The 16,784-nt window shown below is 46.1% G+C and carries 10 protein-coding genes; all 10 read left to right on the forward strand.

Annotation, left to right across the window (positions count from 1 at the left end):
- The first annotated feature begins 245 nt into the window (after positions 1–245).
- Positions 246–764 carry a CinA family protein gene (locus H561_RS0107640; RefSeq protein ID WP_027386464.1) on the forward strand — a complete coding sequence of 173 codons (519 nt, stop codon included), beginning with the start codon at positions 246–248 and terminating at the stop codon, positions 762–764.
- Positions 765–828: 64 nt separating this feature from the next.
- On the forward strand, positions 829–1,296 hold the full coding sequence (locus H561_RS0107645; protein ID WP_027386465.1) for a hypothetical protein: 468 nt from the start codon (positions 829–831) through the stop codon (positions 1,294–1,296).
- A gap of 129 nt (positions 1,297–1,425) precedes the next feature.
- Entirely contained in the window at positions 1,426–1,626 is a 201-nt protein-coding gene (locus H561_RS0107650) for a hypothetical protein (RefSeq protein ID WP_027386466.1), read from the forward strand.
- Between the two features lie 279 nt (positions 1,627–1,905).
- Positions 1,906–4,185: a PAS domain-containing protein gene (locus tag H561_RS0107655; protein WP_027386467.1), complete on the forward strand. Its 2,280-nt coding sequence runs from the start codon at positions 1,906–1,908 to the stop codon at positions 4,183–4,185.
- Positions 4,186–4,415: 230 nt separating this feature from the next.
- Positions 4,416–4,772, forward strand: coding sequence for a response regulator transcription factor (locus tag H561_RS0107665; protein WP_027386468.1), 357 nt, complete (start codon positions 4,416–4,418; stop codon positions 4,770–4,772).
- A 347-nt stretch (positions 4,773–5,119) separates the two neighbouring features.
- Positions 5,120–5,365 (forward strand): hypothetical protein, encoded by a 246-nt coding sequence (locus H561_RS0107675; RefSeq protein WP_027386469.1) that lies wholly within the window; start codon positions 5,120–5,122, stop codon positions 5,363–5,365.
- 1,838 nt (positions 5,366–7,203) lie between these two features.
- Positions 7,204–7,845: a DUF6266 family protein gene (locus H561_RS0107685; protein WP_027386471.1), complete on the forward strand. Its 642-nt coding sequence runs from the start codon at positions 7,204–7,206 to the stop codon at positions 7,843–7,845.
- 536 nt (positions 7,846–8,381) lie between these two features.
- Positions 8,382–10,004 carry a T9SS type A sorting domain-containing protein gene (locus H561_RS0107695; protein WP_027386472.1) on the forward strand — a complete coding sequence of 541 codons (1,623 nt, stop codon included), beginning with the start codon at positions 8,382–8,384 and terminating at the stop codon, positions 10,002–10,004.
- 9 nt (positions 10,005–10,013) lie between these two features.
- The gene (locus H561_RS0107700; RefSeq protein ID WP_027386473.1) at positions 10,014–12,884 is read left to right on the forward strand and encodes a hypothetical protein; all 2,871 of its coding nucleotides are present in this window, start codon (positions 10,014–10,016) and stop codon (positions 12,882–12,884) included.
- Positions 12,885–12,907: 23 nt separating this feature from the next.
- On the forward strand, positions 12,908–16,768 hold the full coding sequence (locus H561_RS22235) for a DUF6443 domain-containing protein (RefSeq protein WP_051349334.1): 3,861 nt from the start codon (positions 12,908–12,910) through the stop codon (positions 16,766–16,768).
- Positions 16,769–16,784 lie beyond the last annotated feature (16 nt).

Here is a 16,784-nt window from a genome sequence, read left to right on the forward strand (position 1 = left end):
TTATCTGCATGAAGGGAAATAATATGGAGAGTTAACGTATTTAATATTAGTGTTTTATGGGTATTTTTATACTTTATGATGCTGATCATAGGACCGGTTTTGAGTATTTTATTAGCTTTGACCAGGCCCATAACCATCTGGGTATGAACTGCTGATGATAGCAGCTTTACCGCCATAGGATAAAATTAAATCATCCCGTGACCGGAATAATCAATCGGGATAAGAATCTGAATAAATAATAGACTATGCAATTCAATAAGGCACTTCTGGAAGAAATCAGCGAAAATTTCATGGGCTGCCATGAGACGATTTCAATCGCTGAGAGCGTAACGGCGGGGATGCTGCAGCTGGCATTTTCGGAAATGAGCAATTCAAAATTGTTTTATAAGGGCGGGATAACCGTGCATACTCCTGACCGGATTGTAAAACTGCTTAAAGTGGATGCCGCGGAAATCAGCAGCCATGGGCTATCGGGCATTATAACCGATACTATGGGCTGCCATGCATCGAAGACTTTTGACAGCGAGTGGTGTATTGCCACTTCGGGCTACTGCATGCCCGAAAGGCAATCTGCTTACGGCATTTATGCCTATTACTCCATTTCATATAAGGGGACTACGGTTTTTTCAGATAAGCTGGATTTTGACGGCAAAAAGGATTCCCTGCTCGTCAAATCCTATTATACGGAGCAGATTCTGCAGAAATTCCTCGGGCAGCTGAAGCTGTACCATATCCTTAAAACCGAGATCGCCGGAGAGGACTGATCCGTTCCCGGACTGTCGGTTTATGTTAATACAGATATATAACGATAATAATTTCGATAGTAATATGAGATTTTTTTTGCTGGGCTTTTTACTGTTTTTCAGTTTAGGGATGTCTCAGGAACTGTATGTTTTCCGGATCCCCGAGATAGCAAAACATAAATTTGAAGATCTGGATCAGATCATGGTTTCACAATATGGGTTCGAAAGGGTACCGGATATTGAAGAACCGGATCAGAGGGTTTATAAAAACAAAAGTGATGAAGCCGGTGACCTTATGGTGATTACCGTGATCAGAAATGCCGAAAGCTGCTCCAATGCAGTCAGCATCGTTGACGGATCGGCTGCCCGTACGGCAAAATTAAGAAATGAACTGCCGGCTCTCGGCTACAGGTATGCCGGCAAAAAGAAGATGCCGGACAGCGGGGTGCCGGTATCCCTTTTTGTCGGGGAACACACCACCGTTTCCATAACGGACCGGATAACCGGCACCGGGGCTTACCAGGTTGTGCTGACCTGTAAACAGGCACCTTAAATGAATGAAGCGATATGACTGCATAAAGACAGATCGGAAATCCTTATCCTGTCATATCCGTACCGATCCTGCCATGGCCCAAAGTTGTGACGGTCACAACAGAAAAAGACCCAAAATAAATTAGCATGCATGCAAAAAATTAATTTAAACCAGACGCTTAAGATCCGGAGCCAAAAAAAAGGCAGGCCGAAGAGGGTTCCGGGATATACAAGATTTCGGGCTTTTCTACGGATTTATCATTCCGGAGATGCTGCATGTCCTGAAGCCGGGCTTAGCGAAGCAGGCAGAGAACCGGCAGCTTCTGACCATGGCTGCAAGGAAGACATCTAAGGGGTGTGTTCCCGGTACATCAACAGCCGGGCTTATCCCGGTGAATAAATAAGGAAGCCCTCCGGATGCCGATGCCCGGGCTGAACAGGGGGGATCGAAGCCCGGGCGGATACGAAATGATAAGGGGACCTGCGTTATTTCATACGGAGTTATAAAAATTCTTTTTACCTTTGCCCGTAGTTCTTAAGTACGGAAAATAATAAAAATATCAATACACCCTCTCTGTTCTGAAATTCCACATTTTCCTTGATCATCATTTAATAATCCTCTCTGTAGTATATGGATAGATTTTTTTCAGCGCCGGGAAGCGATATCTGGGTTGAAATACTCAGGCAGTCCTGCACCGCCACTGCCGTTTATACCGGCCCCGATCTTAAAATCCGGCTCGTTAATGAAGCGATGCTGGCCCTGTGGGGGAAGGATCCGTCGGTACATGGCAAAACATTCGGAGAAGCACTTCCGGAGATGGAAGGCCGGCCGATTACGGACCTTCTGAAAAAGGCATGGGCAACGGGTAAAACATACGCAGCCCATGATATGCCTGCCATTTTGGAAATCAACGGCCGAAGGATGACTTCTTATTTTGATTTTACCTGTCAGCCGGTGTTCAGCAGCGAAGGGGAAGTGTCCTGCGTCCTCCATACGGCCACTGAGGTAACGGAAAGGGTGGAAGCCCGGAGGCGGGCCCCGGAAAAAGAAGGGCGCGAGCAGCAGATCCATGAGGCCGGGAAGCTGCTGGAAAACAGCGAGCTGCTCCTTCAGGAATCCAATGAAGAGCTTACGGTGCTGAACGAGAAACTGCAGACCACCAACGAAGAGCTCGGGACCCTCAATGAAGAATACAGCACGATCAATGAAGAGCTTGAGGAGGCCAACCGGAAGATCTCGCTTCTCAATGCCCGGCTGAAGGAAGAAAACCACGGCCTGGTATCAGACGGCAAAGGTTTTCAGGACAGCCTTGCCCGGCTGGACGGGTCCAATAAAATACTGGAAGACAGGAATAAGGAACTCAGGGCGCTCAATGATACCATCATAGAGCTTAACGGGAAACTTTCCGAAAGCCAGGCCGGTTTCACCAACCTCATTGCCCAGGCCCCGGTGGCCATGATGCTGGTGAAAGGAGAAGATTTCATTGTGACGATGATCAACAGGAAGATGCTGGAACTGATCGGGAAGGAGGCGGACATTATCGGGAAACCGTTATTTGAAGAGCTCCCTGAACTGAAAGGGCAGAAGGCAGCCGAGGTGCTGATCCGTACCTTCAGGGAGGGGGAATCCGTATCCGACTATTCAAAACCGGTCATGCTGAACCGGAACGGGAGCCTGGAAGAAGGCTTTTTCAATTTCTCCTATACCCCTTACCTCGAAAACGGCCGGGTTACCGGGGTAATCGATATGGCCGTGGAAGTGACCCCGCAGGTCCTCGCTATCCAGGACCGGGACCGGACGATTATTGAAAAAACCAAGCTCGAGGAAACCTTAAGGAACAGTGAGCAGCGGCTTCACGGCATCCTTGAGACCATGGCTGAAGGGGTAGGCGTTACCGATGAAAACGGGCGGATGATCTATGCCAACCCGATGGCCCAGCAGATTCTGGGGCTGAGTGAAAGCAGGATCAGGGAAAGGACGTATGACGATCCCCAATGGCAGAACCTGAGGCTGGACGGGACGCCTCTTCCGTCGGAAGAACATCCGATGTCCATCATGATGCGGACAGGCAAGCCGGTATATGATTGTGAGATCGCGGTTCAGCCTCCTGACGGGGACCGTTTTTACATTTCCATCAACGCAGCGCCCATCCTGGACCCTGAAGGCCGGCTGACCGGCGGGATCGGGACGTTTATGGACGTAACGTCGAGAAGGATGGTCATGCAGGGCAAAGATGATTTTATCAGCATTGCCAGCCATGAACTTAAGACCCCAGTGACCGCCCTGAAGGCTTCACTGCAGCTTTTGCAAAGGTCAAATGACCAGCTGCCGGCCGAATCCCGCACCAGGCTTCTGGACCGGTCCGTGAAAAGCCTGGACAAGCTTTCAGGCCTGATCATGGACCTCCTGGATACGGGGCGGATTGAGCAGGGGCAGCTGAAAATTGAAAAGGAAACAGTGGTGCTCTCCGGGCTGTTTAAGGATTGCTGCGCGGATCTCATGGATCAGACCGGCCGGGAAATCATTTTTACCGGGGACGCGTCACAGATTATAGAAGCGGACAGCCGGCAGATCGGGCAGGTGATGGTGAATTTTATCAACAACGCGGTGAAATATGCGCCGGGCCCTGAGCCGATTACAGTGAATGTGGGCAGGCCCAATGATGACGAAATAAAAATAAGCGTTATTGACCATGGCCCGGGGATCGCGGCCGATCAGATCAAGCACCTCTTCAAGCGGTATTACAGGACCGACCACCAGGGCCGGAAGTTCGCCGGGCTGGGGCTGGGGCTGTATATCAGTGCAGAAATCATCAAAAACCACGGCGGGAAAATCGGGGTGGAAAGCAATACCGGCAAAGGGAGCGAGTTCTGGTTCACGCTGCCTGCCGTAAACACCGCAAGCCGTTAAGCGCGGTTACATATCAGCCTTGAAATTTTTTGAAACTTTTTACTGTATTGGCCTTTCAGGCTCAGCCTGCTGAAAGACCCCGGAAATCTGCATGGTCATTGCCCTCTGCGGAAACTGGCTGATTTACAATGGGAACCATGGAGGAAGAATTCAATAGAGATGCATTCAGGATCATTTAACCCATCTTCGGGACCGGAGGCGGTCTGGTGCAATTATTGATGGACCAAAGCATGAGAAAGATTTTTTTAGTGGAAGACAATGAAGCGATCAGAGAAATTCTGGAAATATTTCTGACCTCTGAAAATTACGAGGTAAAGTCTTTTGCCACCGCAGGGGCATTTGCAGGACGGGATGTCCGTGAGACCCCTGATCTCTACCTGTTCGACGTCATGCTTCCCGACGGATCCGGGATCGATCTGTGCCAGCAGATCAAAGAGGACAAGCAGAACGGGAATATTCCCGTCATTATCATGAGTGCGCATGCCGGCCTGGTCCATCTGGAACACCTGTGCGAGCCGGATGACTTTATTTCCAAGCCGTTCGATATCGATAATGTATTGACAAGGATCCGGATTCTTCTTAATTGAGCGCTGCCAATGCGACCGGCAGAAGATATTATTTCCTGTTTTTAATCTTCAGTCCTTTTTCCCCATCCTTCTTTAACTCCCGGCAGAAGTCCCCGCCTGCAGCCCGCCGGCTTATTCTTTCCGCTGCCCGTACACGGGATTCCGGGTAAAATTATCCCTGTTTTCCTTTCATTCTTTCATCATATCCATCATTTCCGTACACCTTCCGACGGCAGTTTTGCCCGGAATGGTTCACCGCATTCCCTTACTGGCATCATCAGCCCTGTCATAAACTTCGCCGGTGCCGTCCTCTGGCACTAAAATAGTATACCTTAAGTATATCCGTCAAGAAACAGAAACAGCAGCATATGAATTTCAGAAAGATCAGCATCAGGCATGCCTCAGGCGTACACACCCTGGAGGTCAGGGCCAAAAAATTTGACAAGGTGTGCCGGAAGGTCACCGGCATTGTAAAAGGCAGGAAAGACAAACCCTTCAGGCATACCTCGCGGGACGGCAGCCTGCAGCTCTTCCCCGCAGAACTGCTGCGGCAGAGCGTGATCACCTTCGAGCCGCAGAAAGAGGGCTCAGGCCTGATCCAGCAGTCCATGTGATTTCAGGACTGCACAAGATTACAACAGCCCCGGTAAGGGGTTGTTTTTATTTTGGCCTTACCTTACTTCCTTCGGGATCCCGGCATTCAAAACCTTGGATTGATGGAACGTCACTTCGAGTAGCGCAGCGAAGCGGAGTGTATCGAGAAGCTTTTTATTAATACCTGCCTGCGGTTGGGAGTTCACCGGTTCTCGATACAAAATTCTTTCAGAATTTCACTCGAACGGACGTCAGCAATTCATCGGCCGGCAAAATTAGCTATTTGTCCCCAACTGACCATTAAACTTTTAGCGTCAAGCCCATTGAAAAGCAAGGGCCACCAAAAAAAGTTTTATGTCCGAAGCGCGGCTACATAATTAAAATGAAAACAAACACACCATCCGCGCAAGTTTAAACTTTTCAGCGCGGGCTCAATGGGCAGCGTTAAGAAATCTCGAAGAGATTCGCCGATTCAGAAATAAAATATAAAATACTGAGGCAAAGTTTTGGGTCCTGATCTTTTGGTTCTTTTACATCAAGGTAAAATAACAAATAAAAATAAAAAGCCTGTCTAAAAGTTCGGCGACCATTGGAAGAAACATGGTTTAAAAAAGTTTGATAAAAAATTCATACAAAGAAATGAAAGAATCCTGTGTTTGAATAAACGACTTGAGTTACTAAAATACCCGATGACCTTAAACTTTTAGCGTTAAGCAAATTGAAAAGCAAGGGCCACCAAGAAAAGTTTTCTGTTCGAAGCGTGAGACAAATGTTGAATCGAAGCAGAAATATCGTATTCACGCAAGTTTTAAACTTTTCAGCGCCGGCTCAATTTGTAGCGTAAAAGTTTTAAGTCTTGATCTTTTGGTTCTTTTGCATCAAGGTAAAAGAACAAATAAAAATAAGCTCAATATAAAATACCGCAACTATTAAAAAATACCAACTTACCGATACCATTTTCGTAAAAAACATTTGAACTGGCAAGCCGTCACTTCGAGTAACGTAGCGAAGCGGAGTGTATCGAGAAGCTTTTTATTAATACCTGCCTGCGGTTGGGAGTTCAACGGTTCTCGATACAAAATTCTTTCAGAATTTCACTCGAACGGACGTCAGCAATTCATCGACCGGCAAAATTAGCTGGTTGGACCTATATGACCATTAAACTTTTAGCGTTAAGCCCATTGAAAAGCAAGGGCCACAGAAAAAAGTTTTATGTCCGAAGCGCGGCGGTAATAGTGATCAACAGAATTACAGTGAATCCGCGCAAGTTTAAACTTTTCAGCGCCGGCTCAATGGGTAGCGTAAAAGTTTTGGGGTCTTGATCTTTTGGTTCTTTTGCATCAAGGCAAAAGAACAAATAAAAAAATAAAAGCAAAATTGAACAACAGTAAGCAAACACCAGTTTATAATTTTCCGCAGATGAGGCAAATGATGCCGGTTTTTATAGACATCTCACCACCAGCGACCCACAATTTCAAACGGTATAAACCCCAACATTCATGCAGTAAAAATCCCTTTCGATTTTATCCAAAAAACAGGATACTACCCATTGCGAAATATTCAAATAAAAGCATAAAAAATTAATAAATTATAAATATACCGCCGGAAAGGCCCATAAAACCAGATATTCTTCGACCCTTCTTCGACTGTTCTTCGGGAGTTCTTCGGAAAAACCCCCTGTTTTCCGAAGCCGACCCGAAGAAGACCCGAAGCGGACCCGAAGAAATGCCGGATGATACCGGTCATTGGCTGCCAAAACCTGCCAAAACCGGACACAAGCTGCCAAAACTTTCCGGGGCCATTGAAAATTGAAAAACCCGTGATACCTTCGTTCCGTTAACCCCAAAAAACCAACACCATGGCAAGAATCACAAAAGGGATCCTGGGAGGGTTCTCAGGAAAAGTAGGAACGGTAGTGGGCGCCAACTGGCGCGGACAGGACATCATCCGGAGCACGCCCAAACGCAGCGGCCGCAAGGCCACCGGGAAGCAGCTGCTCCAGCAGGTGAAGTTCAGGCTGGTAACCGGATTTCTCCAGCCGCTGAAAACGATCCAGACGAAGTATTTCGGTTCGGCGAGCGGTTCGAAATCCAGGGTAAACCTGGCGGTCTCGTACACGATCAGCGAGGCGGTGCAGGTAACGGGCGAAGTCCCGGAACTGGTATACAGCAAGGTGCTGATCACCAGAGGCGACCTGTCGGGCTTCCAGAACATCACGGCGACCCCGCAGACCGGCAATGTCATCAGGCTGGCATGGCAGGACAATTCCGTGCAGGGCAATGCTTCAGCCACAGACAAGGCGAATGCCGTCTGCTACAGCGAAGCCTCGGGCACGTTTGAAATCTTTGAATCGGTGGCGGAGAGGACAGGCTTAACGGCGGATATCACGCTGCCGGACGGGTATGACGGGCAGGAGGTCCAGCTTTGGGTGTATTTCACCAACACCGAAGAGACCTCGGCATCCAACAGTTCATACCTCGGAGCCGTGACCCTGATTTAACAGGCCTGCTGATTGAATTTGATCTCCACCTTAACGGGTGGGGATTTTTTTGTGCTTCCGGGTTCAATGGTCCGGTGGATGAACAGAGCCGAAGCCCATTTGAAGTTATAGATAAGTAAGGGCGCATTGTTTAGAGTACACTTTTTTATTAAGTAGAATAAACAATCATTGATTGATTTTATTACAATTTATTATTGTTTAATTAATAAATAATGATAAATTTGCTCTTTCTTGTTCATATACAGTAAGCCGGTGATGCATTTATCCTTGACTCATTGGTAGAATATAATGGGTAAAAGGATCTGCTTATTATATTTTTCAAAAAGCGGGTGCCGTTTTATGATTAAAAATAAAACACGACACATTCTGTCGCTGTGCAGCATTATCTTTGGTTCAGGAAATAAAAAAGAAACAGGATATACCGAAAGATGATATGATTCACATTAAATCTCTGTCATATATCTTTCAGGCGTTGAACAAAAAGGATACTTTTGCAGCGATTTAAAAATTGATAACCCATTGAAAATATACTAAGCATGAAAAAACTCTATATAAGCGCACTTACCGTGTGTGCTGTCATGTGTACCTGTGCCCAGGAAATCCTCTGGCAGAAGGACGTCAAATCATCGACACAAAACTACCTCTCCCAGGTCACCACCACCATTGACCAGCACTATTTAATTACCGGAAGCTCCATTCAGTCAGGCCAAAAAACGGCAGCCGGCGGCCAACAGCAGAATAATGGTTTCGATTTTCATTTGATAAAATTAAACCCGCAGGGCGAAGAAGTCTGGGAAAAATACTTCTCCGGGAAGAACCATGATTTCCTTTCTTCGACTGTTGCTACCCAGGAGGGAGGTTTTTTAATTTCCGGTACGAGCTATTCCGGGAAAAGCCTGGATAAAAAGGAGGATTCCAAGGGCGGCTCGGATATCTGGCTGATCCGGATCAACGAGTTCGGGGATGAGCTGTGGCAGAAAACCATCGGCGGCGCTTCCGATGAAGAAGCCAGGACGGTGATCCAGACGACGGATTTAGGATTCTTTGTAGCAGGGAATGTTGCCTTCGGCTCCGCTCAGGCAACGGGAAAAGGGTACGGATCCAAAGATGTCCTGATCATAAGGCTCGATAAAAACGGGAAAGAATTATCCCAACTGATCTTAGGCGGAAAAGGCCTGGATGAAGTGGAGAAGATGGTCCCGACGAAAGACGGCGGGGCTTTACTGGGCGTCTATTCAAGAAGCAGTGCCGGCGGATCAAAGAAGACCGAGAACTATGGTGAGGGAGACTATTGGATCATTAAGCTCGGTAAAGACGGCAAGGTAGAATGGGAAAAGAATTTCGGTGGAAAGGGTGATGACCACTTGAGGACTTTAGCTTTGACTTCCACCGGCTATCTGATCGGCGGGGAAAGCCGTTCGGAAAGATCAGGGAATAAAAGTGTAGGCATCGAAGAAGGAACCGACCTGTGGCTGGTTTCTCTGGATGAAAAAGGCGACGAGATCTGGCAGAAGTCATACAGCTTTAAGAACCGGGATGTGCTGATGGGGATGAGTGTGGTGGCGAAGAGACAGGATACTAGAGACAAGAATCAAGAGGTAAGAGATAAGAACCAAGATACAAGAATCAAGAGTCAAGATGTTAGCACAGGGATTTTAATAGGTGGATATACTCAGGCTGAGGGAAGGATTGAAACGGATGATGAGAAATTCTGGATGCTTTATTTAGATGAAAACGGAAATGAGCAGTGGAGAAAACACGTTAAAGGCGAGTCAAGTAAGCGTGAGGAGAGATTGTCTGATATTAAACTTAACAGAGATGGTTCAATTATTTTAGCCGGTACCAGCGCAGAGGAACTTGGGAAAGAGAACTGGAAGATCGTGAAGCTTGGGGACAGGCAGATTGACCAATTGATCGAAAAGCAGGATATTAAGATCTATCCGAACCCGGTGAGTGATTATGCGTATGTGGAAATAGGCTTCGAGTTTAAAGAGGCTGATATTAACTTGTATGATATGGGCGGAAGGCAGCTGCAAACACTAAAAACAAAGAATAAAATTACCAAGATTAATACCCAGGCTTTGGTTCAGGGAGCTTACCTGATTTCAATAAAAACCGACACGGATAAAACGGCGAGTGCAAAACTGATAAAAAAATAATAACAGGACATGAGAAACCTTAAAATACTATTGATTATACTAACATGGGCTATTTCCATACATATTTCTGCACAGCAGCAGCCCATATCCGGTATCAACTTCGGAGATGCACCAAGGCCCGTACCTTCAGTTTCCTCCTTGGTGACCTATACAGATGCGCCGGTATCCCTGGCTACCGGCGTTCCCGATATTAATTTCCCTTTGTTAGCATTGTCTTCCAGGGATAAAAATATTGCGGCCAATCTGTCATTACAATATCACCCGTTAAACATGGATGCAACCGAAGCAGGAAGCGAGGTCGGGATCGGCTGGTCAATGTTCGCGGGGGGCATAATATCAAGAGAGGTCGTAGATGAACTGGATGAAAGATATGATGATGCAGGCTTTGTAGGCTACAAGAAGAATAAATTTAATGATATCTATTATTACAATTTACCCGGCATCTCCGGAAAATTCAAAATTGAAAGGAATACAGATGCCAATACTTTCCGGGTCGTAAACCTTACTCCCAACAATATCAGGATCGAATATACCCGAAACAGCAATACGGCTACTCTGATTGCGGATTCGTTTACGATAATTGATGACAGCGGATATCAGTATATCTTTAACGAATACAGCCAGGCCCGGAATTATACCCATCCGCTTTTATCCGGGACCTTATTTAAATCTGCTTTTTATCTAACCCGGATTAAAAATGCCAATAATCTGGAACTGTTAAGTTTTATTTATCAGAAGGATAACAAAAACAAACCCGGGACCAGCGAGGTGCTCTATCAATCGTGTAAATTGAAAACGATTTCATCTCCGGGTATGGGTTCCGTTGTTATGGATTATCTTTATGATGCTTCTCTGGAAGGGACTATGAATGATCCTTACAGCATTACCAAAGTTTCTCTTAAAAATAATAATGCAGGAGTCATTTCACAATATGGCTTTGAATATGCGATTCAGGTTGAAAATAAGAGAACATTAACCAGAATCAATAAGATCAATTTATCTAACCCAACAGGCACTCCGCTGGAAACTACAAAACTTCTCTATACAGATTATTATTTTAATAGCGGTTTGGGAGGTGACAGAACCTGTTCAGCCAATCCTGTAAATCCCAATGATATTCCTGTTGCCACGCTCTACCGGGTTATACTGCCAACAGGGGGCATGGTAGAGTATAATTTTGAAGGAAATCAGTATTACGCCAATAAAAATACGCCGGATTATGTAACGCCTGGAGCTTTTTCAGATCCTGAAGTCCAGTTTATCCAGTCTTTTGCAGGCGTGGATTTTGACGTTCCTAACGGCCAAACGAAAACATATACCTTCCAGGTACCCGGAGAACCGAATAAATCTAAGCCCATATATGTTGATTTTCAAGCAACGAAATACTATCCTCTATACGGGCTTGCTGAGCCTTATTCCAATGTCGATTATGTAATAGATAATGATCCCGGTCTCACCAATACCTGCTACATTTTCAATGATGAAGCTTTAGAAGGCAATGCATGGTCATTTAAAATATTATATTTAAATCCGGGCGCCCATTCACTAAAAATATATGGTACCGGAGGGCATGGAACCGTAGGATTCTCCCATATAGCAAGTATACCCACTCCTTATAGGAATGCGGTAAGCAATGATAAAAAATCAGGAATCCGTATACAAAATATTAAATACTATAATTCTGCCTTGGATTTTATAGCTAAAAAAACAGTCGCCTATGATTACAATGTCTTCAGTGATCCCAACAGTTCCAGCGGTTATGGATTTTATCCTGAAATGGAAAGTATATCATCAGCTTATATTCCGGTAGTTATTTATAAGAACGTAAAAGTGACCAATGATAGTGACAGCGGATATGTCAATTATTATTTTAAGAACCCCAATGATTATCCGAAGACCCCCTATACTTACAATGGAAATGAAACCAAGTTCTGGCCTTATTATAATTTGACCAAATCCGGGGTAATGGATAAAAAAGAAGTGTTCAATGCGCAGGGCCAGCTGGTTTCTGCCGTTGCTTACGATTTCACGTTTGAAACCTTAAACCAGATGCCGGAAGTTTCTGTTGAGGGGGGAGTTACTAAAAAGGCTTACATTAAAAGCACAAAAGTAACCACCAGGGATTACACCGGGACCGACAGGTTTGTTGAAAGCAAAGTAGAGACGGAATTTAATCCTGTAAACTTCAAAGCAGCATCAGTTAAGGAAACTTCATCGGACGGCAATATTTCCGAAAAGCTGATTACCTATTCTGCAGGGTCCCAGGCCTATCAGAATCTTGAAAATGCCTACATGAACGGAGTTCCTGTAAAAACGGAAATTAAAAATAACGGAAAAACGGTAGCCAATACCCTGGTAAAATACGAAAACCCGGGCAACCTGTACCCGTCTTCGGTAGTAAACATCAACCCTAATGACAACAGTCCTAAAGTTGCCGTTGCCTACGATGATTATGACTCCAAAGGAAATGTGAGGCAGTTTACGTCAAACTACAATGCTGCAACGGGGGCCGGGACTTCAAGTGTGATCATCTGGGGATATAACCAGACGTTCCCGATCGCAAAGATCGAAGGGGCAAAGCTATCCGATATCGGAACCCTGGCAGATGATATAATCCAGAAATCCAATGCAGATGTGGACAGTACTTCAGAAACCTCACTGATCAATGCATTGGACAGTTTCAGGACAAATGCCGCTTTAAAGAATTTCATAATTACAACCTATACCTATGATCCTTTGGTGGGGGCCACCACGGTAACACCTCCGACCGGATTAAGGGAAATCTATAAATATGACAAGAACGGAAGGCTGAGTTCTGTTGCAGACGTCAACGGGAACATCATCAAGGATTTCAAATACAATACAAAACCACAGCAATAACCGTTTTTTAAAATTAAGCAATCATGAAAAAATTCATATCCATCATATGTTTTCTTGTTGTGGCTCTGTTTGATGCACAAAGTTTAACCAACACAGAAAATTATATATACAGCAGGACGTATCTGGAAGCTGTAACTTCTGAGCAGCCGGATGCCGAGCAGATCCAGGCGGTCCGGTATCTTGACGGGCTGGGAAGAACCACCCAGAGCATTGGCATAAAAGCATCGCCTAACGGAAAAGACATCGTTGTTCCTTCCGTGTATGACGGGTCAGGAAGGCAGACGAAAAGTTTTCTGCCCCAGCCTGTGGATACCCAGAACGGCGCCTATATATCAGGGATCGGTGAAAGTTCGGTCAATGCCTATTACGGGGTTGCCAATGCGTATTCGGAAGTTTCGTATGAAAAATCCCCATTGGCAAGAGCCATGCAGTCTGCTGCTCCCGGAACGGAATGGCAGATGGGCGGAACCCATACCCAAAAGATCGAATACCTCTCCAATGATGCAGGGGAAGTAAAAAGATATAAAGCAGCAACAAGCTGGAATGCATCATCGCAGATTAATGATGTAGCGGTTGCCGTCGCACAGGATGACGGGTATACGGCGAACGGGTATTACAAAGCCAACACTTTGTATAAAATGGTGACTAAGGATGAGAACGATAATGAGATCCGGACCTTCATTAATTCCGGAAAACAGACTCTTTTGGTACGCAGGATCAATAAAAAAGCAAACGGGACAACAGAAAACCTGGACACCTATTATGTGTACAATGAATCCGGCGGTATCGCGTATGTCATCCCGCCCAAAGCCTCTGTTTCCGGCCTGACGCCAACTGTGCTGAACAGCTTATGCTACCAGTACAAATATGACAAATACAACAGGGTTGTGGAAAAAAAAATCCCGGGGAAAGGCTGGGAATACCTGGTCTATGACCAGCAGGGGCGTGTGGCGCTTTCTCAGGATGCCAGCCTGAGGGCTGCCGGCAATACCTTTGCGAAAAGAGGCTGGCTTTTTAATAAATACGATAAATTCGGAAGGACCGTGTATACCGGGTTTTTTGCAGATACGGCAGAAAGGCCGGCCATGCAGGCGGCACTGAACACTATAGCTGCCAATGCCAATAACAATGAAGCGCCAAGTACCACACCGTTTACCCTGAACGGCATGGACGTCTATTATACAAAGGCTGCTTTCCCTGCAGCGGGCGTGACCATCCTGAGTGTTAATTATTATGACGAATACCCTGCAGGCGCACCGTCACGTCCTTCGCAGGTACAAAGCCAGGCAACGCTGGCACCGGTTCCGGCGGCTGTTGTTTCCAACGGGTTAAGCTCAGTCCGGAGCACGAAGACGCTTCCCACGGCAAGCTATACCAAAAATATTGAGAACGACAGCTGGTCGTCTGCTTTTATCTGGTATGATACACTCGGAAGGGTGATCGGTACCAATGGTAAGAACCACTTAGGCGGGTACACCCGGACAGAGGCGGAGCTGGATTTTTCGGGCGCCACCCGCAAAGCCTTTACCTACCATGCCCGGAAAGCGGATGAACCCGGGGTAACCGTTAAAGAACGCTTTGTATATGACGCGCAGAAAAGGCTGAAGCAGCATTACCACCAGGTAGATGAGCGGCCGGAAGAGCTTCTGACGGACAATACCTACAATGACCTCTCCCAGGTCATCAATAAAAAAGTAGGAAATAATCTTCAGAACATAGAGTATACCTACAACATCAGGGGCTGGCTCACGCACGTCAACAGGAGGCAGATGAACATGGCAAGCCTCGGCGGGAAACTGTTTGCCTACCGGATCAAATACACGGAGAAGGAAGGGGTTGACAATCCGGACCCGGACCAGTTCCCGGGGAAAAACGTGGCCCCGAGATATGACGGAAATATTGCGGAAACAGACTGGAGAGCCGTAGAAACCATCGGGGTAAACCCACCCCTCACGCCTAAGAGGTACGGATACTCCTATGACAGTACCAACAGGCTTTCGGCAGGATATTACCAGAATCCCAATAATCCTTACAGTAAGGAGAATACAGAGGTTTTGGACTATGACCTGAACGGGAACATCAGCAGCCTGTACCGGACTTCCGTCATAGACGCAGGAAACAATACCGCAACGGTGATTGATAAGCTTACGTATGCCTACTCCGGGAACCAGGTGACCGGCATTGCCGATGCCTCGCAGAACCCTACAGGGTATGAAGGCGGCGGAGCAGCCATAAGCTATGACGCAAACGGCAATATGACCGGTATGCCGGATAAAGGGATCAGCTCAATTGAATATAATTATCTTGATCTTCCGAACTTCATAGAGGTAGACAGGAATGGCAATGAAAACGTCATGGTTAATAACCTATACAATGCAGAGGGAACAAAATTAAGAAAGGAAAGTACCACCACGATTGTCGGCATTGCGGGATCTACGGTTTCGAAGAAAACAACCGATTATCTGGATGGCTTTCAGTACCTGACGGTCCCGACCCTGAATACAGGCGGTGGCGATCCTGAAATGCTGATGGCTGCTTCAGAATCCCGGAGGGCCATGGAGCCGCAGGCGTTCTCACCGGAGCTTGCCGCACCGGTAGGCAGCCTGCCTATAAAGACCCCCGGCCTCCAGTTCTTTGCAACGGCGGAAGGCTATTATGATTACCGGAAAGATCAGTATATTTACCAGTATGTTGACCAGCTGGGAAATGTAAGGGTTTCTTACGGAAGAAACAGCGCAGGCGCTCTTGAGATCACGGATGCCAATGACTACTATCCTTTCGGGATGAACCACCTGAAAACCGGGAATGCCTACTTTGCCCAGGGCAGCTACAAAAGCTATAAGTACAACGGCAAGGAGCTTCAGGAGACCGGGATGTACAGCTACGGCTGGAGGGAGTACATGCCGGATATAGGAAGATGGAACGGCATCGACCAGCTGGCTGAGGATTATCTCTCGGCAAGCCCGTATGCGTATGTACTGAATAACCCGATCAGTATGTTTGATCCGGATGGAAGGGTAACCATGGCTGCTATAACTGCTTCTATGTTAAGTGAAACGCCTGATGGTTCGAATTCTTACTGGTACAATAACGGGACAGGGTTCACGAGTTATGATGGCGGCCCTAAGGGCGGCGGAGGCGGCGGAAGCCTGGCGTACGGATCTACCGTAAGTTACGGAGGAATGTTTACCATGGGTGACGGTACTTATACAATGCCGCCTCTTGTATTATCTGCACCAAAAAGCTATCAGGGAAATTCTGCACTTACAGGTTTAACTTTAGGTATAGGGATTCAACAACATCTTGCAACTTATTTAGGATATAAGCAAGAACCTTATATATATAGAGGTCCCGAAAACGGACAAGGAGGTGGCGTTATAATGATGGATAGTATGTGGGATGCTCTTGGAATTGTGATTGCCAATAATATAAAGCCGGAAAATCAGTATGCTGCAATGGCAGTGGGCTTGGCTGCTATATTAATAACAAGGTCACCAAATGTTGTCAAGGCAGAAGGTTGGCTAGCATATCATGAGGGCCCTGCTTTAGGCCATACACTAGCAAGACATGTTGGTAAGACAGATGCTGATTTAATTACCCGTTTAGCTACTGAAACAAGAATTACTGGTGCAAGTTCATTTGCAAGTGAAGCTATGGCAGAATCTATCATATCTTCAACTATAAAAAGTAATAGAGGAGCAATTAAATCTTGGATGAATAGTGGAAGTACACGTAATTTACCATTAGATTTTACAAGTTCAACAAATATAGGTAGAGGTATTATGAGAAGAACGGGTATTATTAATGATTTAACCAATGCTAGAATTGTTCTTAAACAAAATAGGAGTGGAAGCTACTTTATTCTAACAGCCTTTCCAAAATAAATTAAAAAAAATTGAA

The sequence above is a fragment of the Chryseobacterium gregarium DSM 19109 genome (assembly GCF_000430845.1).
GTDB classification, from domain to species: domain Bacteria; phylum Bacteroidota; class Bacteroidia; order Flavobacteriales; family Weeksellaceae; genus Chryseobacterium; species Chryseobacterium gregarium.